General features: G+C 62.8%; 24 protein-coding genes and 1 tRNA gene (1 of these 25 running past the window's edge). 16 read left to right on the top strand and 9 right to left on the bottom strand.

The window, feature by feature from the left end; all coding sequences use genetic code 11:
* Window positions 1–56: 56 nt before the first annotated feature.
* Window positions 57–133: transfer RNA gene (locus IVB05_RS38885), tRNA-Met, on the bottom strand.
* Between the two features lie 326 nt (window positions 134–459).
* Here IVB05_RS38885 and IVB05_RS38890 point away from each other — a divergent pair.
* The 3 genes from IVB05_RS38890 (at window position 460) to IVB05_RS38900 (ending at window position 4,114) form a co-directional block, all read left to right on the top strand.
* A complete protein-coding gene (locus IVB05_RS38890; RefSeq protein ID WP_247781375.1) occupies window positions 460–2,067 on the top strand; it encodes a choline dehydrogenase in 1,608 nt (535 codons plus the stop codon).
* A 263-nt stretch (window positions 2,068–2,330) separates the two neighbouring features.
* Entirely contained in the window at window positions 2,331–3,113 is a 783-nt protein-coding gene (locus IVB05_RS38895; protein ID WP_247781376.1) for an SDR family oxidoreductase, read from the top strand.
* A complete protein-coding gene (locus IVB05_RS38900; RefSeq protein ID WP_247781377.1) occupies window positions 3,110–4,114 on the top strand; it encodes an NADPH:quinone reductase in 1,005 nt (334 codons plus the stop codon). The genes IVB05_RS38895 and IVB05_RS38900 overlap by 4 nt, the downstream gene beginning before the upstream one ends.
* Here IVB05_RS38900 and IVB05_RS38905 read toward each other — a convergent pair.
* Complete coding sequence (locus IVB05_RS38905) at window positions 4,077–4,532, bottom strand: DUF3775 domain-containing protein (protein ID WP_247781378.1); 456 nt, start codon at window positions 4,530–4,532, stop codon at window positions 4,077–4,079. The two genes, IVB05_RS38900 and IVB05_RS38905, sit on opposite strands and share 38 nt — an antisense overlap.
* Window positions 4,533–4,645: 113 nt before the next feature.
* On the opposite strand from IVB05_RS38905, the gene IVB05_RS38910 reads away from it, so the two are divergent.
* From IVB05_RS38910 to IVB05_RS38935, 6 genes are all read left to right on the top strand, one after another.
* Entirely contained in the window at window positions 4,646–5,497 is an 852-nt protein-coding gene (locus tag IVB05_RS38910) for an MBL fold metallo-hydrolase (protein WP_247781379.1), read from the top strand.
* 153 nt (window positions 5,498–5,650) lie between these two features.
* A complete protein-coding gene (locus IVB05_RS38915; RefSeq protein WP_247781380.1) occupies window positions 5,651–6,493 on the top strand; it encodes a fumarylacetoacetate hydrolase family protein in 843 nt (280 codons plus the stop codon).
* A gap of 162 nt (window positions 6,494–6,655) precedes the next feature.
* Entirely contained in the window at window positions 6,656–7,270 is a 615-nt protein-coding gene (locus IVB05_RS38920) for a glutathione S-transferase family protein (protein ID WP_247781381.1), read from the top strand.
* Window positions 7,271–7,292: 22 nt separating this feature from the next.
* Window positions 7,293–8,489, top strand: coding sequence for a serine hydrolase (locus IVB05_RS38925; RefSeq protein ID WP_247781382.1), 1,197 nt, complete (start codon window positions 7,293–7,295; stop codon window positions 8,487–8,489).
* Window positions 8,490–8,505: 16 nt separating this feature from the next.
* On the top strand, window positions 8,506–9,375 hold the full coding sequence (locus IVB05_RS38930) for an MBL fold metallo-hydrolase (protein ID WP_247781383.1): 870 nt from the start codon (window positions 8,506–8,508) through the stop codon (window positions 9,373–9,375).
* A complete protein-coding gene (locus IVB05_RS38935) occupies window positions 9,372–10,175 on the top strand; it encodes an enoyl-CoA hydratase-related protein (RefSeq protein ID WP_247781384.1) in 804 nt (267 codons plus the stop codon). The genes IVB05_RS38930 and IVB05_RS38935 overlap by 4 nt, the downstream gene beginning before the upstream one ends.
* 166 nt (window positions 10,176–10,341) lie before the next feature.
* Here IVB05_RS38935 and IVB05_RS38940 read toward each other — a convergent pair whose 3' ends face one another.
* Window positions 10,342–10,884 (bottom strand): methylated-DNA--[protein]-cysteine S-methyltransferase, encoded by a 543-nt coding sequence (locus IVB05_RS38940; RefSeq protein ID WP_247781385.1) that lies wholly within the window; start codon window positions 10,882–10,884, stop codon window positions 10,342–10,344.
* Between the two features lie 184 nt (window positions 10,885–11,068).
* Between IVB05_RS38940 and IVB05_RS38945 the strand changes: the two genes are divergently transcribed.
* Both IVB05_RS38945 and IVB05_RS38950 read left to right on the top strand, forming a co-directional pair.
* Window positions 11,069–11,881: an alpha/beta hydrolase gene (locus tag IVB05_RS38945; protein WP_247781386.1), complete on the top strand. Its 813-nt coding sequence runs from the start codon at window positions 11,069–11,071 to the stop codon at window positions 11,879–11,881.
* A 5-nt stretch (window positions 11,882–11,886) separates the two neighbouring features.
* Window positions 11,887–12,711, top strand: coding sequence for an alpha/beta hydrolase (locus IVB05_RS38950; protein ID WP_247781387.1), 825 nt, complete (start codon window positions 11,887–11,889; stop codon window positions 12,709–12,711).
* Between the two features lie 14 nt (window positions 12,712–12,725).
* On the opposite strand, the gene IVB05_RS38955 is transcribed toward IVB05_RS38950, so the two are convergent.
* Together IVB05_RS38955 and IVB05_RS38960 are read right to left on the bottom strand one after the other, a co-directional pair.
* On the bottom strand, window positions 12,726–14,459 hold the full coding sequence (locus tag IVB05_RS38955) for an adenylate/guanylate cyclase domain-containing protein (RefSeq protein ID WP_247781388.1): 1,734 nt from the start codon (window positions 14,457–14,459) through the stop codon (window positions 12,726–12,728).
* Between the two features lie 168 nt (window positions 14,460–14,627).
* The gene (locus IVB05_RS38960; protein ID WP_247787311.1) at window positions 14,628–15,083 is read right to left on the bottom strand and encodes a carboxymuconolactone decarboxylase family protein; all 456 of its coding nucleotides are present in this window, start codon (window positions 15,081–15,083) and stop codon (window positions 14,628–14,630) included.
* A 116-nt stretch (window positions 15,084–15,199) separates the two neighbouring features.
* Between IVB05_RS38960 and IVB05_RS38965 the strand changes: the two genes are divergently transcribed.
* Window positions 15,200–16,057 carry a sigma-70 family RNA polymerase sigma factor gene (locus IVB05_RS38965; protein WP_247781389.1) on the top strand — a complete coding sequence of 286 codons (858 nt, stop codon included), beginning with the start codon at window positions 15,200–15,202 and terminating at the stop codon, window positions 16,055–16,057.
* A gap of 6 nt (window positions 16,058–16,063) precedes the next feature.
* On the opposite strand, the gene IVB05_RS38970 is transcribed toward IVB05_RS38965, so the two are convergent.
* The gene (locus tag IVB05_RS38970) at window positions 16,064–16,873 is read right to left on the bottom strand and encodes a class I SAM-dependent methyltransferase (protein WP_247781390.1); all 810 of its coding nucleotides are present in this window, start codon (window positions 16,871–16,873) and stop codon (window positions 16,064–16,066) included.
* A gap of 126 nt (window positions 16,874–16,999) precedes the next feature.
* On the opposite strand from IVB05_RS38970, the gene IVB05_RS38975 reads away from it, so the two are divergent.
* From IVB05_RS38975 to IVB05_RS38985, 3 genes are all read left to right on the top strand, one after another.
* The gene (locus IVB05_RS38975; protein WP_247781391.1) at window positions 17,000–17,677 is read left to right on the top strand and encodes a GntR family transcriptional regulator; all 678 of its coding nucleotides are present in this window, start codon (window positions 17,000–17,002) and stop codon (window positions 17,675–17,677) included.
* 33 nt (window positions 17,678–17,710) lie between these two features.
* Window positions 17,711–18,511, top strand: a complete 801-nt coding sequence (locus IVB05_RS38980; RefSeq protein WP_247781392.1) for a phytanoyl-CoA dioxygenase family protein — start codon at window positions 17,711–17,713, stop codon at window positions 18,509–18,511.
* 177 nt (window positions 18,512–18,688) lie between these two features.
* Window positions 18,689–20,002 carry a Gfo/Idh/MocA family oxidoreductase gene (locus tag IVB05_RS38985; protein WP_247781393.1) on the top strand — a complete coding sequence of 438 codons (1,314 nt, stop codon included), beginning with the start codon at window positions 18,689–18,691 and terminating at the stop codon, window positions 20,000–20,002.
* A 30-nt stretch (window positions 20,003–20,032) separates the two neighbouring features.
* Here IVB05_RS38985 and IVB05_RS38990 read toward each other — a convergent pair whose 3' ends face one another.
* Window positions 20,033–20,320 (bottom strand): barstar family protein, encoded by a 288-nt coding sequence (locus IVB05_RS38990; protein WP_247781394.1) that lies wholly within the window; start codon window positions 20,318–20,320, stop codon window positions 20,033–20,035.
* A gap of 21 nt (window positions 20,321–20,341) precedes the next feature.
* On the bottom strand, window positions 20,342–21,427 hold the full coding sequence (locus tag IVB05_RS38995; protein ID WP_247781395.1) for an NAD-dependent epimerase/dehydratase family protein: 1,086 nt from the start codon (window positions 21,425–21,427) through the stop codon (window positions 20,342–20,344).
* A 345-nt stretch (window positions 21,428–21,772) separates the two neighbouring features.
* Between IVB05_RS38995 and IVB05_RS39000 the strand changes: the two genes are divergently transcribed.
* Complete coding sequence (locus IVB05_RS39000; protein WP_247781396.1) at window positions 21,773–22,861, top strand: twin-arginine translocation signal domain-containing protein; 1,089 nt, start codon at window positions 21,773–21,775, stop codon at window positions 22,859–22,861.
* Between the two features lie 131 nt (window positions 22,862–22,992).
* On the opposite strand, the gene IVB05_RS39005 is transcribed toward IVB05_RS39000, so the two are convergent.
* Window positions 22,993–23,165 carry the final stretch of a hypothetical protein gene (locus IVB05_RS39005; RefSeq protein WP_247781397.1) on the bottom strand. 436 nt of this gene lie beyond the right edge of the window, so only the last 173 of its 609 coding nucleotides appear in the window; its start codon lies off the right edge, out of view — the gene reads right to left on this strand; its stop codon occupies window positions 22,993–22,995.

Here is a 23,165-nt window from a genome sequence, read left to right on the forward strand (position 1 = left end):
AAAGCCGCCCCGAGGGGCGGCTTTTCGAATTACTGCTGTTTAATCAGCAGCATATTTGGTTGCGGGGATAGGATTTGAACCTATGACCTTCAGGTTATGAGCCTGACGAGCTACCGGGCTGCTCCACCCCGCGTTAAACCGTTGCACTGCCTTCGAAAAACCGGACCGGAAGTGAACCGGCCAACGCGTGTTCGGCGCCGATCGATCCCGTCCGGAGGCTTCCTGAGAAGGCAACCCGGGCAAAGCCATCGGGTGCGAGGGGTATGTATCAACGTCGCCCTGCTTTGGAAAGGGGCAAGAACCCCCTTTTGCAGATTTTATGACAGCAAAAACGAGGGGTTGGAGCGCAAAAACCGCCTCCTGGAACCGCACTTGCCATAAACGCTGCAAAAGCGGAGCTTTGCGCCCCAAGATGCGGCCCAGGAAGGCCGCCAGAACAAAAAATACGGGGGGATGCGCGTGACGGATACATTCGACTTCGTGGTGGTGGGCGGCGGCTCGGGCGGCTGCACGGTGGCGGGGCGGCTGTCGGAGGATCCGAACATTTCGGTGGCGGTGCTGGACGCCGGAGGCAAGAACGACAATTGGGTGGTCACGACACCTTTCGCACTCGTGCTGATGGTCGCGGGCAACGTCAACAACTGGGCCTTCAACACCGTCCCGCAGAAGGGCCTCAACGGCCGCATCGGCTATCAGCCTCGCGGCAGGGGGCTCGGCGGCTCATCGGCGATCAACGCGATGGTCTATATCCGCGGCCACCGCGCCGACTACGATCAATGGGCCTCGCTCGGCAATGCCGGCTGGTCGTTCGCCGACGTGCTGCCCTACTTCAAACGCGCGGAAAACAATTCCGATTTCGAAGGCGAGTATCACGGCAAGGGTGGGCCGCTTTCCGTCAACAAGTCGCGCAGCGGCAATCCGGTGCAGCAGATATTCCTGCAGGCCGCACAGGAAGCGCAGTTCCGCCTGCGCGAGGACTTCAACGCCGACGAGCATGAGGGCCTCGGCATCTATCAACTGACGCAGAAGAACGGCGAACGTTGCAGCGCCGCGCGCGCCTATATCCACCCGCATATGGGAAACCGCGCCAATCTGCGCGTCGAGACGCATGCCCACGCCACCCGCATCCTGTTCGAAGGCAAGCGCGCGGTCGGCGTCGAATACCGGCAGGGCAAGGAGCTCAAACAAATCCGTGCCCGGCGCGAGGTGATCGTGTCCTCCGGCGCGTTCCAGACCCCGCAACTCCTGATGCTCTCCGGCGTCGGCGACAGCGCGGCGCTTGGCAAGCACGGCGTCGCCACCGTCCATCATTTGCCCGGCGTCGGACAGAACCTGCAGGATCACCCGGACTTCGTGTTCGGCTACATGTCCGACAACCCCAACTTCAACGGTATTTCGCTTAAAGCGCTGCCGAGGCTGCTGCGGGCCATCGGCCAATACCGGCGCGAACGCACCGGACCGATGACGTCGAATTTCGCCGAGTGCGGCGGCTTCCTGAAAACAAGGCCCGACCTCGACATCCCCGACATCCAGCTCCATTTCGGCATGGCGCTGGCGGACGACCATGGCCGCAAGCGCCATCGCGGCACCGGCTTTACCTGCCACGTCTGCCTGCTGCGGCCGAAGAGCCGCGGCGAGGTCACGATCGGCAGCGCCGATCCGCTTGCCGCGCCGGTGATCGACCCGAACTTCTTCGGCGAGCCGGACGATCTGGAAACCATGGTCGCGGGCTTCAAGACCACGCGGCGGCTGATGGAGACACCGGCGCTGCGCGCGTTGCAGAAGAAGGAGATGTTCACGGAAGGCGTGCATAGCGATGATGACATCCGTAACCTCCTGCGCGCCCGCGTCGACACCGTCTATCACCCGGTCGGCACCGCCAAGATGGGCGTCAACGATCCGATGGCCGTGGTCGATCCAAAGCTGAAAGTATACGGCGTCGAAGGATTGCGCGTGGTCGACGCCTCGATCATGCCGACGCTGATCGGCGGCAATACCAACGCACCGACCATCATGATCGGCGAGAAGGCCGCCGACATGATAAGAGCGGAGATGCGGGCGGGTTGATTCCCGTTATTGCGAGGAGCGCGGGATTGTAGGGTGGGCAAAGCGAAGCGTGCCCACCAGCTGATGATCCGGATAGATGGCGGGCACGGCGCAAGAGCGCCTTTGCCCACCCTACGTTGTCTCGCAATGACGTGCGACACAACCGATTTCCGGGATCGCAATATGCATTATCAGCGGGCCTCGGTGACTTATCAGGCGCGCGCGACTTGGTTACAGTAGTTCCATCAACTTCAACAATCACCTGACACAACGGGAGAGAAACAATGGATCTTGGGATCAAAGGCCGCCGCGCCATCGTCTGCGCATCGAGCAAGGGCCTGGGGCGCGCCTGCGCCATGGCGCTGGCCAATGAAGGCGTACATGTCACGCTGACTGCACGTGGCGCGGAGGCGCTGAAGAAGACCGCCGACGAAATCCGCAAAGCCAACCCCGGCGTCACCGTCACCGAGATCGCCGGCGATATCACCACGCCGGCCGGGCGCGAGGCGGTGCTGAAGGCCTGTCCCGATCCCGATATTCTGATTAACAATGCCGGCGGCCCGCCGCCCGGCGATTTCCGCAACTGGACCCGCGACGACTGGATCAAGGCGATCGACGCCAACATGCTGACGCCGATCGAACTGATCAAGGCGACGGTGGACGGCATGATGGCGCGGAAATTCGGCCGCATCGTCAACATCACCTCGGCCGCGGTGAAGGCGCCGATCGATATATTGGGGCTCTCCAACGGCGCGCGCGCCGGCCTCACCGGCTTCATTGCCGGGCTGTCGCGCAAGACCGTGATCAGCAACGTCACCATCAATGCGCTGCTGCCTGGACCGTTCGACACCGACCGGCTGCGCGGTGTGGGGAAAGCGGAAGCCGAAAAGCGCGGCATCACGCCGGACCAGGTGTTTGCCGAGCGCGCCAAGCAAAATCCGGCCGGACGGTTCGGCGAGCCCGATGAGTTCGGCTATGCCTGTGCATTCCTGTGCGGCGACAAGGCCGGATTCATCACCGGCCAGAATATCCTGCTCGACGGCGGCGCGTTCCCGGGCACGCTATGAAGGCTGTCTGGTACGAGCGAGCGGGGCCAGCGCCCGAGGTGCTGACCTATGGCGAGATGCCGACGCCGGTGGCCGGCCCGGGCGAGGTGCGCGTGCGGCTGGAAGCATCCGGCGTCAATCCCGCCGATGTCGGCCGCCGCGGCGGCGGCTACCGGCCGATGGAATATCCGCGCGTCGTTCCGAACAGCGATGGTGCTGGGATCATCGATCAGGTCGGCGACGGCGTCACGCGGCTCAAGGCCGGCCAGCGCGTCTGGCTGTTCAACGGCCAGCGCAACGGCCGCGCGTTCGGCACGGCGGCCGAGTATATTGCGCTCGCCGAACATCTGGTGACGCCGCTGCCGGACAATTTGTCGTTTGCGGAAGGCGCCACGCTCGGCATCCCCGCCATGACGGCGTGGACCTGCCTCTACTGCGACGGCCCGATCGTGGGACAGACAGTGCTGGTCACCGGCGGCGCGGGCGCCGTCGGTCACTATGCCGTGCAACTCGCCAAATGGGGCGGCGCCAAGGTGATCGCGACCGTGAGTTCGGCTGTTAAGGCCGAGCAGGCGCGGCTTGCCGGCGCGGACCTCGTTATCAATTATAAAAGCGAGGATGTCGTCGCCAAGACGATGGCCTTCACCGGGCAGCTTGGCGTCGACCGTGTCGTCGATGTCGATTTCGGCGGCAATATCGAGACCACGCTGAAACTGATGGGCATGAATTCGACGATCGCGGTCTACGCCAGCAACGGCAACCGCACGCCCGTCGTGCCGATGCGCGAGTTGATGGAAAAATGCATCGCGCTTCGCGCGCTGGTGCTGTTCGCACTGCCACAGCCGTTATTGGCTGCAGCGCAGGCGGACATCACGAAGTGGCTGTCGGCGGGTCCGCGCATTCACAACGTCGCGGCGCAGTTCGCGCTCTCGGACACTGCGCAGGCACACCTTGCGGTGGAGAAAGGCGACAAACTCGGCACCGTTATCGTCGATTGCGCTCGTCTTCTTCCCGTTGGCTGACACTGGAGGAATCCGCCGCGGTTCGCTCCTGATCCCAAGTCAGGCCGAACTCGTCGAGGCCTTGCGCCAGCAAATCTCCGAGCATTGGCTCGCCCAGGAGATAACGCGCGGTGTGACGCTCACGCTGGCCGGCGGCTTCCCTACGCAAATCCTCCCATTCATCAATGGAGGCGTCGCCACGGCCGAGCCGCATCAGGGCGACCAGATCGACCTTCTCCTCTTCGGAGAGCGCGTTGATGAAGCCGGTGATCTCACGGATCACCGGATCCTGCCCATTGTCCTGCAGCACATCGATCATGTCGTCATCGGCTGCGTTCGACCCGGAGTCCGGATCAGACGTGGCCTCCTTGACGTCGAATTGCCGGGCCTTCTCAATCAAAAACCCGACTTTTTCCGTCGAAATCGCGAGTTCCGGCATGGCGCGCTCCTGGTGTGATGCCGCGATAACGTTCCATCGCCCCATCCGATCCATTGCGCCGACCTGCAGAAACCCGCATCTTCGCGGCCAATTACATCAATAAGGAAGCGCCAATGCACTGGACCGTGGGCAGGGTCAAAATCACGAAGGTCGTTGAAGTTGAAACGGTCGGCAGCACCCGTTTCATCCTTCCGCTCGCGACCAACGAGGAAATCCAGAAACTGCCCTGGCTCATTCCGCATTTTGCGACCGGGGAAGGCCGGCTGAAAATGTCGATCCATTCGTTCCTGATCGAAACGCCCACGCGCCGGATCATCGTCGATACCGGGCTCGGCAACGACAAGCAGGGCCGCAACGTTCCGACCTGGAACAACCGAACGGATCCGTTCCTCGACAGACTGACGGCGGCGGGCTTTCCCCCTGATAGCGTCGATACCGTGCTATGCACGCATCTTCATGTCGATCATGTCGGATGGAATACGAGGCTCGTCGATGGCAAATGGGCGCCGACCTTCACCAATGCCCGATACGTGTTCGGCAAGGCCGAATACGAGCACTGGCGCGACCACAGCGATGCGCCGGACAAGGCGGCCGTGTTCAGTGATTCCGTGCAGCCGATTGCCGATGCCGGCAAGGCCGATCTCGTCGCCAGCGACGCCCAGCTTGCGGATGAAATCACCCTGATCCCGACACCCGGCCACAGCCCCGGCCATATGAGCGTCCACATCAAGTCGGACGGCGAGGAAGCCCTGCTGACGGGGGACGTTGCCCACCATCCGTGCCAGATGGCCCATCTCGACTGGTCTTCGACGGCGGATTCCGATCCCCGGCAGTCGGCCGAAACCCGCCGCGAGCTGTTCTCGCGCTTTACCGACACGCCGACGCTCGTGATCGGCGGGCATTTCAGCGCCGGTCACATCAGGCGTGACGGCGATGCGTTCAAGTACATCGCGCTAGGCGACTAGCGCCCGACACGCGGGATGGTGGGCACGGCGCAAGGGCGCCTTTGCCCACCCTACCCTGCGCTTTCGGCAGTTGAATTTCCTGCCCCGCTGTTCCATGAAGCGTACCGAGGTATACCACCGATAAGCCTGATAAACCCTGCAGGGAGTGACAAAATGAAGCTTGTACGTTACGGCGCCAAGGGCGCGGAAAAGCCCGGCCTGATCGATAAATCCGGCCAGTTGCGCGATCTTTCGGCCCACGTGAAGGACCTCGACGGCGAGGCCTATTCGCCGGCCGGGCTCGCCAAGTTCGCCGCCCTGGATACCTCAAAACTTCCCGCCGTCGACGGCAAACAGCGCTTCGGCGCGCCGGTTACCGGCATCTCGAAATTCGTCGCGATCGGGTTGAACTACAGCGACCACGCCAAGGAAACGGGATCGCCGATCCCGACCGAACCGATCTTCTTCATCAAAGCCAACACCTCGCTGTCGGGTCCGAACGACGCGGTCGAAAAGCCGCGCGGCTCCACCAAGCTTGACTGGGAAGTCGAGATCGCCGCCATCATCGGCACCCGCGCCAAGTACGTCTCGGAAGCCGACGCGTTGAACCACGTCGCCGGCTATTGCGTCTGCAACGACGTCTCCGAGCGCAATTTCCAGCAGGAGCGCGGCGGCCAGTGGACCAAGGGCAAGTCGCACGACACCTTCGGCCCGCTTGGCCCGTGGCTGGTGACCAAGGACGAAATCCCTGACGTGCAGAAGCTCGGCATGTGGCTCGACGTCAACGGCCAGCGCCGCCAAACCGGCAACACCTCGACCATGATCTTCTCGATGGCGAAATGCATTTCCTATGTCTCGCAGTTCATGACGCTGTTGCCCGGCGACATCGTCACGACAGGCACCCCGCCCGGCGTCGGTCTCGGCATGAAGCCGCCGACCTTCCTCAACGTCGGCGACGTCGTAACCCTCGGCATCGAAGGCCTCGGCGAGCAGCGGCAGGAGATCATCGCGGCCTAGACGTCATACCCCGCGAAAGCGGGGTATCCAGTACGCCGCGGCTTTGGTGAAAGAACCGAACAGCCGCGGCGTACTGGATCATCCGCCTTCGCGGATGATGACATCGCGTGGTCGTCATGACCGGGCAAAACAAAGAAGAAAACTTCCAAGGGAACTCCCAGCATGAAACTCACCTTCTCCCCCGCCTCGCCGTTCGCCCGAAAAGTGCGCATCGTCGCGATCGAGACCGGCCTGATCGACAAGATCGAATTCATCGCGGCCACGGTCGCGCCGGGTCAGGCCAACGAAGAATATTCGAAGATCACGCCGCTGAAGAAGTTGCCGGTGCTGATCCTCGACAATGGCGATGTCATTCTCGATTCGTATGTGATCGTCGAATATCTCGACGAACTCGCCGGCGGCGGCAAACTGATCCCCGCCTCCGGCCCCGAGCGATGGAAGGTCAAGAGCGACCATTCGCTGCTGCAGGGCATGCTCGATTCCATGCTGCTGTGCCGCTACGAAGGCATGGTGCGGCCGGAGCCGCTGCGGTGGAAGGCGTGGTCCGACGATCACTGGAACCGCGCGTGGACCGGCATGGCGCGCTTCGAGAACAAGGCCGACGTTCTGTCTGGCCCGTTCAACATCGCGCAGATCGGCCTTGTTTGTGTGCTCGGCTATGCCGATTTCCGCTTTGCCGATTGCGGCTGGCGCAAGGCCTATCCAAAACTCGACGCTTTCCATCAGAAGATGATGGAGCGGCCGTCGGTGAAAATCTCGGCACCGCCGCCGGCGTAACCACAACAAGGGAGACGGCAGCATGCGCGAGGGTGGCAAACGATTGCGACACCTCGGCTTCGCTGCCGTTTTCATGCTCGGCGCATCCGCCGCATCTGCCCAGCTACAGGAATTCTCCACCGGCCAGCGCAACCTCGCCTGCGGCAGCCCGGCCTCCATCGGCGATGGCTGGCCCACCGCGACGCCGGAAAGCGTCGGCCTTGACGGTGCGCGCCTGTGCGGCATCGCCGCGCGGCTACAGTCCACCAATGCCAACGTTCATGCCGTGATCGTGGTCCGTCGCGGGACGCTCGTGTTCGAGCAGTACTTCCCGGGCTATGACGAGCCCTGGGGAATGGGCGAAGGGCGGCAGCACGATTTCGATGCGACGACCAAGCACGACATGCGCTCGGTTTCGAAGAGCGTGATCTCCTTGCTGGTGGGGATCGCAATCGATCGCGAGCTGATCAAGAGCGCCGACGAGCCTGTCGTCAAATTCTTTCCGGACTATTCGGCGCTGAAAACGGCGGGTTGGGACAACATCACCCTCCGCCATCTCCTCACCATGTCGTCGGGCATTCAGTGGGACGAGAACCGCGCCTGGAAAGATCCTGAGAACGACGAACCGCATCTCGGCAATGAAGCCGACCCGTTCCGCTACGTCCTGTCGAAGCCGATCGCGGCACCGCCGGACACCGTATGGAATTACAATGGCGGTGGAACGGACCTGCTCGGCAACATCATCGAGCGTGTATCGGGTAAATCGCTGGACGCTTTTGCGCGCGAGGCCCTGTTCACGCCCCTTGGCATCTCGGACTGGGAATGGATGAAGTACCGGAATGAGCATATTGCCGCGGCCGCGGGTCTTCGCTTGCGCCCGCGCGACGCCGCAAAAATCGGCCAGCTCGTGCTCAACAAGGGTGCCTGGAACGGCAAGCAGATTGTGTCGTCGAAATGGATCGAGCAATCGGTCACGCCGCGCTTTCAGGCGATCGGCTATTTCGGCGGCCTGTTCTATTACGGCCAGCAATGGTGGATGGGTCGCACCTTGTCCGGCGACAAGGATGTGAAGTGGATTGCGGCCCAGGGCCTCGGCGGCCAGCGGATCTTCATCGTCCCCGAACTCGATCTTGTGGTCATGACCACATCCGGGCTTTATGGCAGCGGCCGGCAAGGTCAGGCCGCGCTCGACATCCTCGCCAACTTCATCATTCCCTACATCAGGGACAACGCGCGATAATCTAGCCGGGAAAATCATGAGCCTGAAATTTACCGTCGGCGATCTCACCATTCACCGCATCATCGAACAGGAAACCACCTTCCTGCCGGCATTGGAAATGCTGCCGGGCCTGACGCCGGAACTGTTGGCGGAGAACCGGGCGTGGATGCGAGATGCCGGTGCGCTCGACGACAAGGACGTGCTGATCCTGTGCTTCCAGTCCTATGTGGTGAAGACGCCGCATCACACCATCCTGATCGATAGCTGCATCGGCAACGACAAGCCGCGGCCGCAGCGGCCGAAATGGAACATGAAGACCGACGACACCTACGCGCGCGGGCTGGCTGCCGCAGGGTTTTCCGTCGGTGACATCGACTACGTCATGTGCACGCATCTGCATGTCGACCACGTCGGCTGGAACACGCGGCTCGACAATGGCCGCTGGGTGCCGACCTTCCCCAAGGCGCGCTACGTGTTCGACAAGACCGAGTTCGACTACTGGACCGAGACCCACGCGAAAACGCCGGTGCCGGCGTTTGGCGACAGTGTGCTGCCGGTCGTCGAGGCGAAACAGGCGGAGATCGTGCGCAGCGACTACCAGATCGGCGACCACGCGCGCATCCTGCCGACGCCGGGCCACACGCCCGGCCATGCCGCCTTCACCTTCGGCCGCGGCAAGGACGACGCGGTGTTCTCCGGCGACCTGATGCATTCGCCGCTGCAGACGCGCTATCCAGAACTGTCCGTGAAGTTCGATGTCGATCAGGTGCAGGCGGCCACGACGCGGCGCAATTTCTTGGAACGTTACTGCGACACCGATACGCTGTGCTGCACCGCGCATTTCCCCTCGCCTTCGGTCGGAAAAATCCGGCGCAAGGGCAATGGATTTTCCTGCGAGGCGACATGAGCGCGGGCACGCCGACGTTCGAGACGCTTTCGATCGAGCCGGTCGACGAGCATGTGGCGATCATCCGGCTCAACCGGCCGGACGCGTCCAACGCGCTCAACACCCGGATGGGACGCGACCTCGTGCGCTATTTCGAGGATGCGGCGCTTGATCCGAAGAGCCTGCGCTGCATCGTCCTGACCGGCACCGGCGACAAGGCGTTCTGCGCCGGTGGCGATTTGAAGGAGCGCCGCGGCATGACCGACGAGGCATGGACTCGCCAGCACGTCATCTTCGAGCGAATGGTGCGGGCGCTGATCGACTGCCCGGTCCCGATTATCGGCGCCGTCAACGGCGCGGCCTATGGCGGCGGCTGCGAGATCGCGGGCTGCTGCGATTTCCTCTATGCGGCAGAGGGCGCGCGTTTTGCCCTGACCGAAGTCACGCTCGGAATCATGCCGGGTGGCGGCGGAACGCAAACCCTGCCGCGGGCCGTCGGCGAGCGCCGCGCCAAGGAATTGATCCTGACGGGCAAGCCGTTCACGGCAGCGGAAGCCCACGCCTGGGGTCTTGTGAACGAAGTCTTTCCGATATCCGAACTATTGCCGGCGGCACTGGCGACCGCCTCGCGCATTGCCCGCAACGCGCCGATCTCCGTCCGCCAGGCAAAGCTGTCGATCCATCGCGGCCTGCAACTATCGCTGCGGGACGGCCTCGCGCTAGAGATCGAGGCCTACAACCGCATGGTCCCGACCGAAGACCGCCGCGAGGGCGTGCTGGCCTTCAACGAGAAGCGGCCGCCGAATTTCAAGGGGCGGTGAACCGATAGCGTTTTCGAGCGAAGCATGCCCTCGGACTTGATCCGGGGGTGGATACCGGTTCGCATAGCAATCAAGTTTACGCAGATTGCGTAGACTTATCTGCGGTAGAAAACGCGTCAAACAAGAACCCAGGCTTCGGTTCTGATTCAATCAGAACCGAAGCCGCTCAATCGAACAGGCTCGGCGTGTGGTTCACGACCGCGCCTTCGATCGTCAGCATCTTCAATTTCGTCACCACCCCGCCATTGGCGGAGAAGCCGCCGGGCTTGTTGCCGGCCGCCAGCACGCGGTGGCACGGCACCACGATCGGACAGGGGTTGCGGCCCAGCGCCTGGCCGACATCGCGCGACAGCTCGACGCCGCCGAGTTTCTTGGCGATATCGCCATAGGTCATGGTCTTGCCCGGCGGAATGGTGCGCGCGATGTCGTAGACGCCGCGATTGAATTCAGGAACGCCGTCGAGATCGAGCACGACGCCGGCGAGGTCGTTCGGCTTGCCCTCGAGCAGTTCTACAATCCCGTCGATCGCGGCCTGCACGTTCTCGGGCGGCTCTGCCTCGACAAGGTCGTTATGGCGCTGCTGCAGGCGGGCGCGGGTCTTCTTCTCGTCGCCCATCGGCAACTGCACCGAAATGATGCCGCGCTCGCCCCAAACGATGCCGCAGCGGCCGATCGCGGTGTCGAATATCGTAAAATGGTGCCCGGTCATGGCTGGCTCCATAGTCTCCTGTTCAATGCCACCCAGCTTCCTCTTGAGCTCAAATCTAGGCTTGGAGATTATTGCTATCCACCCGAAACCTGAGGGAACTTGACGGCATGAACAACTTCCGATGATCTGAGGTTCTCGCCAGCGCCATTCAATGGCTTTTGACCCATCCCCACCTCACGAGCCCATGCAAACGATAAACGTCAACGGATATGACATGGCCTATCTCGAGATCGGCCGGGGGCCCACGCTGGTGTGCGTGCACGGCTCGCTGTGCGATTTCCGGATCTGGTCGTCGGTGCTGGGGCCGCTGACGCGCAAACACCGCGTGATCGCACCGTCGTTGCGGCATTTCTTCCCCGACCATTGGGACGGCGTCGGTGAAACCTATTCGATCGCGCAGCATGTCGACGACGTGATCGGCTTCATCGAAAGGCTCGATGCCAGGCCGGTCGACCTGATGGGCCATTCCCGCGGCGGACACATTTGCTTTCGCGTCGCGCAGCGCCGGCCTGACCTGTTGCGCAAGCTGATCCTGGCCGAGCCGGGGGGCGAGCTCGACGCTACCCTTGATCCCGCCTACAAGCCCGGCCCCTCGCCGCTGGCGGGAATGATAGCAGCTTCCGCTGAGGTGATCGCCAAGGGTGACATCGACGGCGGCTTGCAGATCTTCATGGATGCGCTGGAAGGCCCCGGCGCCTGGAAGCGCCTGCCGGCAACGCCGAAACAACTGCTGCGCGACAACGCCACGACGCTGATTGGCCAGATGCGCGACCAGCGTCCGCCGTTCTCCAAGGCGGATGCGGAGGCGATCAAGACCCCGACCTTGTTCATCGGCGGCGCCAAGACCAAGGGCACGCTGCCGAAGGTGCTGCATGCGCTGGCCACCAACGTGAAAGGCGCGCGCACCGAGATGATCCCGGGCACCACGCACCCGATGTTCGAGCAGGCGCCGCAGAAATATTGCGAGATCGTTTTGACATATCTCGCGGAGGGTTGATCGCCATGCAGACACTGACCGTCAACGGCTACGACATGGCCTATCTCGATGTTGGCCGAGGTGCCGACAACAGCCCGCCACTGGTTCTCGTGCACGGCACACTCGGCGACTTCCGCACCTGGAACGCCGTGCTCGGGCCGCTGTCGAAGAAGCACCGCGTGATTGCGCTGAGCCTGCGGCGGTTCTTTCCGGAGCACTGGAACGGGGTAGGCAACGACTATCTGATGGCGCAGCACACCGCCGACGTCATCGGCTTCATCGAGGAGCTGAATGTGGGGCCGGTCGATTTGATCGGCCATTCCCGCGGCGGCCATATCGGATTCCGGGTGGCGCAGGCGCGGCCGGATCTGTTGCGCAGGGCCATTCTTGCCGAGCCGGGGGGCGATCTCGAACCGGCGCTGCAACCGACAAGCCCGCCTCCCGGCCCCGTGCCGCTGGGTCCGCGCGTTCCGATGGCTGCCGAGATGGTACGAAACGGCGACATCGACGGTGCGCTCGCCCTCTTTGTCGATGGGATCGACGGTGAAGGCGCGTGGGCGCGGTGGCCTGCGGCGCCACGACAGCAATTGCGCGACAACATCTATACGCTGCTCGGCCAGGTCGGCGAAAACCGCAAGCCGTTTCTGAAGAGCGAAGCGGAATCGATCAAGACGCCAACCTTGTTGATCGGCGGCGGCGACACCAAGGGCGCATTGGCGGTGATCTGGCGCGTGCTGGCCAAGCATATTCCAGGTGCAACGACGGCGGTCATCCCCGGCACGCGCCACTGGATGTTCGAACAGGCGCCGCAGGAATTTTGCGACGTGGTGCTGGAGTTTCTCGCGGCGTAAATGCGTCGCCCCGTTTACTTCTGATCCAGCCGCCACGCGCCATCCCAATCGGCGGCCGGCGGATTAGCCTGAAAGTTCTCGACACGTTGCGCCATCGCTTTGGACGGTCCGTCGCCGGGGACGGCCTCGAGCGCCGCCTGGAAAGCCCGGCGCGCATCATCCCAGCGGCGCGCCCGATAGGCAGCCAGCCCCTCGGCGTACCGCGCCAGCAGTTCAAGTTGCTTCTCCGTCAACTCGCCCGCGCGCCCGATGATCTCGAACACCGCTTCGGGACGGGTCTGGCCAACGACGGTCAGCCGATCGACCTCGCGCGATTCCACGGCATCGCCGGCCGCCATGATCGCAGCTTCCGAAGCCAGCGAATGACTGCCGTAGAACTTGTTGGCGTTCTCCAGGCGCGAGGCCAGATTCACAGCATCACCCATGACGGTGTAGCTCATCATGAATTCCGAGCCGATGCTGCCGACCAGCACCTCGCCGGTCGCGATGCCGATGCGCACTTCGCAGTCGCTCGGCACGGTGCGCACGCCAAGCAATTCGGGCAGTTCGGTGCGCAGCGCCTTGCCGCGGTCCGCCATCTCGACGGCGGCAAGGCATGCCAGCCGCGCCTGTTCGCTATGCTCGGTAAACGGAGGCCCCCAATAGGCCATGATGGCATCGCCGATATATTTGTCGATGATGCCGCGATGGCCGCGGATCGGTCCCGACATTGTCGACAGATAATGGTTCATCACCTTGACGAGGCCCTGCGGTGTCGTGCCTTCGCTGAGGCTGGTAAAGCCCTTCATGTCGCAGAACAGCACCGTCATCACCCGCCGCTCACCATTGCTTGCGGCCAGCGATTGCGGGTCGATCAGGCCTTCGACGACGCGCGGGTCGACATAGCGGCCGAAGGTTTCGCGCAAGCGCTCCTTGTGGCGCAATTGCTCGACCATGTTGTTGAAGGCCGTCGTGAGCTGGCCGATTTCGTCGCGCGTGGTGACGTCGATCGACCCGTCGAGCCGGCCGGCTTCGACGGCGCGGGTGCCTTCCAGCAAACGCCGGACTGGTCCGGTAATGCCGGTGCTGATGAAAAGTGAAAACATCAGTCCGAGGATGCCCGCAAGCAAGGTCAGGACAACGGAGATGACAATGGCGGTCTTCTGGTCGCGCATCGTCATCACGGCGTCGCTGCGGACCTGCCCCAGCATGTCCGTGCGGATGCCTTCGATTCTTTGGTTGAGTTCGTCGCGCAGCGTATCGGTTCGGACCAGGCTGGCTCTGGCCTCCACGAAATTGCCGGCGTCGAGCAAGGACAACAATCGCTTGTATTCCTCACCGAGATAGCGACGGAGATCGCTGGTCACGTGCTCGATTCGATCGTCGATCCGGCCGAGCCGGGCGTTATCGGATCCGGTGGAGACATCGTCGATGATCGCGTTGATCAGGGCGCGCGCCGCTTGCGCCTCCTGTTCGATTTCCGCTCCCTTCGCCTCATAGATTTTTCGCTGCTCTGCGGAGAATGCCATGTCGGGCGGCGACTGCATCCTGCCGATCACGATCCGGCGCAGCGCCAAAGCCTGCTCCAGCGAGCGGACATTCATCCGCGCCAGATGCCCATACGCTTCGACATATTTGCTGCTGAACTCGTCGAGCTGATGGGCGATCTTGCGCGTCATCACCGTCGACAACGCCGACGTGATCGCCATCAGGACGATCAGTCCTATGGCAATGCCAAGGATCCGCTTTCGGATGGTTGGTCGCAGCATGGACTGGCGTTCTAAGGTGATGGACATGACCGGAAACGGGATCCAAGCAGCAAAGCGAAAGCCCGGCCGATCGACATCTGGCCGGGCGCGTTTCTTATCGCGCGCTGGTGAATTTAGCACGATCCGGCGCGTTAAAATTGACCGTAGTTTCGGGAGAAACTGTCGCAGCTACCCCTTCCAAACGCCGGCCGGCTGGCGCACCGCGATATTGAGCCTGTTCCAGACGTTGATATTGGCGATCGCCAGGATCAGCGCCGCGAGCTCCGCCTCGTCGAAATGCTTGTCGGCCTCGCTCCAGACCTCATCCGGTACCGGATCGGGCCGGTCGCTGATCCTGGTCAGGGCCTCCGTCAACGCCAGCGCCGCACGCTCGCCTTCCGTGAAATAGGGGGTGTCGCGCCACGCCGCCACGCAGAACAGGCGCTCGTCGGTCTCGCCGGCCCGCTTGGCGATTTTGGGGTGCATGTCGACGCAGGCGCTGCAGCCATTGATCTGGCTGGCGCGCAGATGCACCAGCTCAAGCAGTTTTTCCGGCAGGCTGTTTTTGGTCAATTCACCCAGCGCCTGCAGCGCCTTCATGGCATCGGGAACGACCATGACCGGGTGATTCATACGGGCGTGCATCATTTCTACTCTCCATGAGTTGTTCCGTTCTGACGCCGCCGCGCCGATTTGCTGTCACATCGGCGCGGTTTCGTTCGTCATAGCCAAGACGGAACGCGACATGGGAATGTGACCGAATGGACGAGAAAAAATTTCTGACGGAACAATTCGAGGCCAACCGGGCCCGCCTGAGGGCGGTGGCCTACCGCATGCTGGGCTCGACCAGCGAGGTCGACGATGCCGTGCAGGAGACCTGGCTGCGGCTGAGCCGTTCCGATACCAGCGCGGTCGAGAACCTCGGCGGCTGGTTGACCACCGTTGTCGCCCGCATCTGCCTCGACATACTACGCTCGCGCAAATCGCAGCGCGAGGAACCGATGGGGCCGCATGTGCCGGAACCTGTCGTTGACGATGCGCATGGGCGCGACGCCGAGATGGCCGACTCGGTGGGTGCGGCACTACTGGTAGTGCTGGAGACGCTGGCGCCGGCCGAACGGCTGGCCTTCGTGCTGCACGACATGTTCGCCGTCCCCTTTGAGGAGATCGCCCCGATCGTCGGCCGCACGCCTGCCGCAGCACGGCAGTTGGCCAGCCGCGCGCGTCGTCGTGTGCAGGGCACGCCACCGCCGGACGCTGATTTCGGCCGGCAGAAGAACATCGTCGACGCCTTCCTCAAGGCTTCCCGCGAGGGCGACTTCGAAGGGCTGCTCGCGGTGCTGGATCCCGACGTGGTGTTTCGCGCCGATGCTGCCGCCCAACGGCTCGGCTCGCTCGCCGAAATTCGCGGCGCCACGGCCGTGGCCGAAACCTTCAAGGGACGCGCGCAAGCCGCCAAGCCGGCGCTGGTCGATGGTACGCTGGCGGTCGCCGTCAGCATCGGCGGGCAGTTGCGTATCGTGCTGCACCTTACCCTCAGCGGGGAGCGGATATCGGCGGTCGAGGCGGTGGCAGACGCCGAGCGGCTCGGTTCGTCCGACGTAACCATGCTCACGTGAGCGGGGTCATCCCTTCACGGCCGAGAACACGATGGCCTGTAGCGATATCCGGCCGGGATCGCCGAATTCGCGGCGAAATTCCCGCGTCAGCGCGTCGACGACGCGTGCCGGATCGACGCCGCCACGCGCCTGGATCTGATCGATCAGCGGGTTACCATGGACCGCCGCGCGCGCGAAATTCGCGACGTCAGGCAGCTCCCTTTCCTGCCTGATCACAGCAATGCCGATGTCACCGAAGCCTGCTGTTATCAGCGACTCCTTGATCGGATCGATCTGGTGGCAGGAGAACGGCACATTGTAAAACTGCGGCGGATCGGTCGGGAAGAAACGCGCGGCCACCTCGTGCGCGATGCGGCCAAACGAATTGTAGCGATGGGAGTCCCAGACGCTGAGCACATAGCGGCCGCCCGGGGCGAGAACACGGGAGGCCTCGGAAAAGGATTTTGCCTTGTCGGGAAAGAACATCACGCCGAACTGACAGACGATGGCGTCGAAGCTTTGGTCGGCAAAGGGAAGCGCGACCGCATCGGCGGGCTGGAAGCCGACCTGCTCGCCGGGACGAAACTTGGCGCGCGCGATATCGAGCATCGGCGGGTTGAGATCGGTCGCGATCAACTGCGTGTCGGCAGGCAATGCGTCACGCAATTTCCGTGTGACGATACCCGTGCCGGCGGCGGTTTCGAGCACCCGCGCCGGACGCCCGGCGGCGGCGCGTCTTGCGATATCAGCGGCATATTCGGCGAAGATGATCGGGCCGAGACCGTGATCGTAATGCTGCGGGATATTGCCAATGAAACCGGCTGCGTCGCTGCTCATTGCAGACCTCCGATCGCCCCCGACGAAGCATATCCCCACACCCCGGTCCCAGTCCCCCTTGACTGAGCCCGGGCGAGGCGCTAGCTTTTGAATTCGGAATTCCGTATTCCAAACTGGACAGCCAGCATGATCCCTTTGGATCCGCTCCCCAACCTGATCGACCAGGTCTATGCCCGGATCCTTGAGGCGATCACCGACCGTTCGCTGCCGCCGGGGCATCGCATCCGGCAGAACGAGCTCGCCGAAAAACTCGGCGTATCGCGCCAGCCGGTGTCCCATGCGCTGCATTTGCTGCACCGGCAGGGGCTCGTCGCCGAAAGCGGCCGCCGCGGCTTTGAAGTCACCCGGCTCGACCCGGCGCGCATCCGCCAGCTCTACGAGGTGCGCGGCGCCATCGACGCGCTGGCAGCACGGCTGGCCGCCGCGCAAACCAAGGTCGACGCTGCGGGTCGCGCGCGGCTTGAAGCCGCGCTGCAGGCAGGGCGGACCATCGATAAAAACACGCCGCTGGCGCGGCTGATCGCACTCGACGTCGATTTTCACAGCGCGATCTATCGCCTCGCGGGCAATCCCGCGATCGAGGAAATGATCGCGCCGCAATGGCCGCACATGCGCCGCTCGATGGCGACCGTGCTGGCCGAACTCGATTACCGCGAGAGTGCCTGGACTGAGCACGAGGCGATCGCTTCGGAGATTTTCGCCGGCAATGCGAAGGTCGCGGAAGCCGCGGCGCTGGCGCATGCGCAGACCGCCGGACGAATGACGGAGGAGAGACTGAGGGCGACTGACGACAAGGCGGCATAACCGCCGACAATTAAAATCACAGGAGAGAACGCCATGAAACTGACACCGCAGCAGATCGAATTCTTCAACCGCGAAGGCTGGCTGTTCCTGCCCGAGCTGTTCAGCCCCGAGGAAGCAGCCTATCTCGCGCGCGAGGCCGAAGGCATCTACGACGCCAACCGGCCCGAGGTGTGGCGCGAGAAGAGCGGCGCGCCGCGCACCGCCTTTGCCGCGCATCTCTATAACGAAGCCTTCGGCGCTCTCGGCGCTCATCCCCGCATGATCGAGCCGATCGAGCAGCTCTTCGGCGAAAAACTCTACATGCATCAGTTCAAGATCAACGCCAAAGCCGCCTTCACCGGCGATGTCTGGCAATGGCACCAGGATTACGGCACCTGGAAACGCGACGACGGCATGCCCGAGCCGCGCGCGATGAACATCGCGATCTTCCTCGACGAGGTGATGCCGATCAACGGCCCCCTGATGCTGGTGCCGAAGAGCCAGCACGCCGGCGACCTCAAGGCCTCGCATGACCTGGAGACCACCTCCTATCCGCTGTGGACGCTGGATGAGGCCACCGTCACCCGGCTGGTGAAGGAAGGCGGCATCGTAGCCCCCACCGGCAAGGCCGGCGGCATGCTGATGTTCCACGGCAATCTGGTGCACGGATCAAGCGGCAACATCACGCCCTATCCACGCAAGATCGTCTACCTGACGCTGAATGCGGTTTCGAACTACATCCGCACCCCCACCCGGCCGGAATATATCGCGCACCGCGATTTTACGCCGATCCAGACGGTGGAGGATGACGCGCTGCTGCGGCTGGCGCGTGCCCACCAGCAGGCCGCGGAGTAGGAGCGATCGTGTCCCGGGCGCAGTGCAGCATGAAATGATGCGCTGCTGAACCGGGACCTGCTCTCGTTTATTGCTATCATAGGTCCCGGCCCTGCGGAGCAGCGTTACGGACGATGCTACGCATCGCCTAGGCTGCACCGCGTCCGGGACATGCCTCACTCCGATCGGACATTCCTCATGAACCTTCATCGCCTCCTCAACGCCCGCCTCGCGGCCGGCAAGCCGGTTCGCGTCGCGCTGATCGGCGCCGGCAAGTTCGGCTCGATGTTCCTGTCGCAGGTGCCACATACGCCGGGACTCGAAGTGTCCGTCATCATCGACATCGATCGCGACCGCGCCCGGGAAGCGTGCCGCACCGTCGGCTGGGACGCAGAGCGGATCGCTCGAACCGCTTTCACCGATGACGCCGTGCGCGCAATTGCCGGCGGCGCGATGGACGTCGTGGTGGAAGCGACCGGCAATCCCACCGTCGGCATCAGACATGCCCGCGCGGCGATTGCGGCGGGCAAGCATGTCGTCATGGTCAATGTCGAGGCCGACGTGCTGGCCGGCCCGCTGTTGGCCGATGAAGCACGCAAGGCCGGCGTGGTCTATTCACTGGCCTATGGCGACCAGCCGGCGCTGACCGCCGAGATGGTGGACTGGGCGCGCGCGACCGGTTTTCGCGTCGTCGCCGCCGGCAAGGGCACCAAATATCTGCCGGCCTATCACGACGTGACGCCGGATGGCGTCTGGGGCCATTACGGACTGACGGCCGGCGAAGCGCAATCGGCCGGCATGAACCCGCAGATGTTCAACTCGTTTTTGGACGGCACCAAATCCGCGATCGAAATGGCGGCAATCGCGAACGCATGCGGACTTGACGTGCCGTCGGATGGGCTGCTGTTTCCACCCTGCGGCGTCGACGATTTGCCGCATGTGATGCGGCCGCGCGATGCGGGCGGTGTGCTGGAGAAGGCCGGCCTCGCAGAGGTCGTGTCGTCGCTGGAGCGCGACGGCCGCCCTGTCTTCCGCGACCTGCGCTGGGGCGTCTATGTCGTGCTGGAAGCGCCGAACGACTACGCCGCCGATTGCTTCAAGCAATATGGGCTGAAGACCGACGCCTCAGGCCGATATGCGGCGATGTACAAGCCGTATCATCTGATCGGGCTCGAGTTGAACATTTCAATCCTGTCGGCGGCGCTGCGCAACGAGCCGACCGGGCAGCCGCATGATTTTCGCGGCGACGTGGCCGCGGTGGCAAAGCGCGACCTGCGCGCCGGCGAGATGCTCGATGGCGAAGGCGGCTACACGGTGTGGGGCAGACTGATGCCGGCATCGAAGAGCCTCGCAGCCGGCGCGCTGCCGATCGGACTTGCCCATCGCGTCAAGCTTAAGAGCGACGTTGCCCATGGCGCGGTGGTGCGCTGGAGCGATGTCGAGGTCGACGAAAACAACGACACCATCAAGACCCGCCGGGCGATGGAAGCGGCGTTCGGCGGCGCACGATAACAAGCTTCATCGCGGGTGCATTATATTCCGCTAATCCAGCATCAAATACACTTCGCAGCCGCGGTGAACCCTGAGATCCGTCAGCAAATCGGCAAACTTAAATAGATACTGTTGAAGATCGGCAGGCGCCGACGCCGCATTTGTGATCTTGATGCGGAAGGGCAGTCGTATCGCTGAAATGTCATCCGCACCGATGCTGTCGTTCAAAGCGTCGAGATTTCGGCCATGCCAGCCTGGTGCGCCGAGCGCCGGAAGCAATGCATCATAGAAATCATTCCGATCCCGCCATGCCGAAGCGTCCAGAGCAATCTCTTTCATTTTCCCTCCACCGGAACCTGGTTACGGAAGCAACCGACTCGCCCGCGCATGGGTGAACCATTTGCGGAACATCGCCTCGGTATCCATCATCTCGGTGAAGCCGGCCTGGTTGATCTTCACCGTCGAGACAATCGACGGCGGCCCTGGCTGCGTCTGGCCATAGCGCATGCTGTAATCGGCATATTGGAATGACAGGCCGACGAACTCTTCGAGCCCGGGTGAAACCAGATTGTATCTGCGGCGCAGGTCGTCCCACGGCGCGATCCATTTCGAACACTCCTGTGCCAACGACAGCGACACGGCACTCCCCGGCTTCATTTCAAGCGCATCGGCAATTGCCGGCCAGACATTCTCCCAGGTGAATACATCGCCGTTGGTGACGTTGAAGGCTTCGTTGTGCGCCGCGATTGCTTCTCCCGACCACGCGATCGCACGCGCAAGCAAATCGACGTCGACCGCCTGCGCTACCCGCGCCGCTCCACCCGGATAATGGAGCGGGCCACCCTGCTCGCGCAGTAACGCCGCATAGACGCCGAGCGGCGGGATCAAATCCATGGCGCCGCCCATGGCTTCGCCAACGATCAGGACCGGGCGAAGAATGCTCCAGTGCCACAGCTTGCCCTGCTGCAATTCGCGCAGAAAGTTCTCCTGCGCCCAGTAGAAGTTCGGCTGCTCGTACATTTCCGAGCGGCCTTCGCGGGCCGGCACGGTAAGCGGACGAACGTGAACGCCATAGGCCTTGGTGCCCTGCAGCAGCGCTACGTGGCGGAGCTGCGGTGCGACCGGCTCGAGCGCCGCCATCAGGTTGCGTAACATCAGATCGTTGGTGCGGATCTGGTTCGGATCGCGCCAACCGTCGATCAAATTCGGTGCTTCATAGAGCGCTGCGTAGACAAGATGGGTTGCACCTTGCAATTCAGACGCTGTCTGCGTGCATCGTGCGGCATCCGTCAGGTCGACCTGAACATGGCGGGCACCATGAAGCTCGCGCGGCTTGCGGCGCGATAGCGCTACAACGTCGCAGCCGCCGGTCCGGCCGAAGTGCCGCAGTGCGGCATTTCCCACCAGCCCTGTCGCGCCCGCAACCACTACTTTCTTGTCGGCCATTGACGAACTCCAGCGAGGGAATTGCAGCTTTCACTAGCAGGCGGCCGCAAGCCGCGTCAGCGGCAATCTTAGTCTTTCGTCGGGTGAAGCAGCCTGGCCGCACAGTATTCAGGCAGCTGTTCGCAACTGCGACGGAAACCAGAACCCTTGATTATCGATCACCAATTCGTCATCCTGCCTGCAGGTCCATAAAGCCGGGAAAATTGATTGCATCACCAAGAGCCTAGGTTTCAGGGCCCACATCCTTAAACAACAGTCCAGCACCCGCCATCGGTAATCAGAGAAGACGGCATGAGACCGTCGTCCCTTGGTCGGGTATCGGCAAAAAGCAGAGGGGAAGCAAAAGTGAAACGTCGTGATTTCTTGAAAGTGGGCGGTGTCGGTCTTGCCGCGACTGCGGTTGCAGCACCTGCCATTGCGCAATCGAACCCTGAGATAAAGTGGCGATACACGGCAAGCTGGCCGAAGGCGCTCGATACGCTGTACGGCGGCTGCGAATTTTTCGCCAAGCGCGTCGCTGAAATCACCGACAACAAATTCCAGATTCAGGCCTTCGCCGCCGGTGAAATCGTGCCCGGCCTGCAGGTGCTTGACGCCGTCTCGAACGGCACCGTCGAGATGGGCAACACCGCGCTCTATTACTACTGGGGCAAGAACCCGGCCTTCACCTTCGGCACGTCGCTGCCGTTCGGTCTCAACACGCGCTCGCATATTTCCTGGCTGCGTTTCGGCGGCGGCATGGACATGCTCAACGACCTGCTGAAGGAATATAACTGCGTCGGCGTGCCGACCGGCTCCACCGGCGCCCAGATGGGCGGCTGGTTCCGGAAAGAGATCAAGTCGATGGAGGATTTCAGGGGCTTGAAATTCCGCGTCGGCGGTTTCGCGGGCACCATCATCGCCAAGGTCGGCGGCGTGCCACAGCAGATCGCGGGCGGCGACATCTATCCGGCGCTGGAAAAAGGCACCATCGACGCAGCCGAGTGGGTCGGACCGTATGACGACGAAAAACTCGGCTTCGTGAAGGTCGCGAAGTACTACTACTATCCGGGTTGGTGGGAAGGCACCGGCCAGGGCCACAACATCATGAACCTCGAGAAGTTCAACGCCCTGCCGAAGCACTATCAGGCCGCGATCGAGACCGCTTCCTACGACACGTTCACCTGGGTCACCGGCAAATACGACTACGTCAATCCGCCGGCGTTGAAGCGGCTGCTGGCGGCGGGCGCGATCCTGCGGCCGTTCCCGCAGGAAGTTCTGGAGGCCTGCTACAATGCCGCCAACGGCATCTACGCAGATCTCTCCAAGAGCAACCCGCACTTCAACAAGATGTATACGAGCCTGGCGGCGTTCCGTAACGAATCGCTGGCCTGGAATCAGGTGGCTGAACTGAGCTACGACAGCTTCATGATGCGGATGCGCACCCGCACCTGAGGCGGATGATCGAAGACAAAAAAGAAGCCCCGGAGATTTCTCCGGGGCTTCTTCGTTGAACGGGTAGCTATCTATTTCTGACGCGTTTTCTTCACGCGAACGGTGTCCACTTCGCTTGAAAACGCTTCGCGCTATTCCTCGCCCTCGCCAAGCGCCTCGGCGAGCTTGTCGTAATACTTCGCCACGAGATCGATGTTGCCCTTGTTCTCGATTGCCGGCGGCGGCGACTTCAGCGCCTCGTTGAGATCGGCGAGCGCCTCCTTCTTGTCCTTGGCCGGCATCTTCTTGTCAGCCTGGATCTGGG

Origin of the sequence: Bradyrhizobium sp. 170, from assembly GCF_023101085.1 — a bacterium.
Taxonomy (GTDB): Bacteria; Pseudomonadota; Alphaproteobacteria; order Rhizobiales; family Xanthobacteraceae; genus Bradyrhizobium.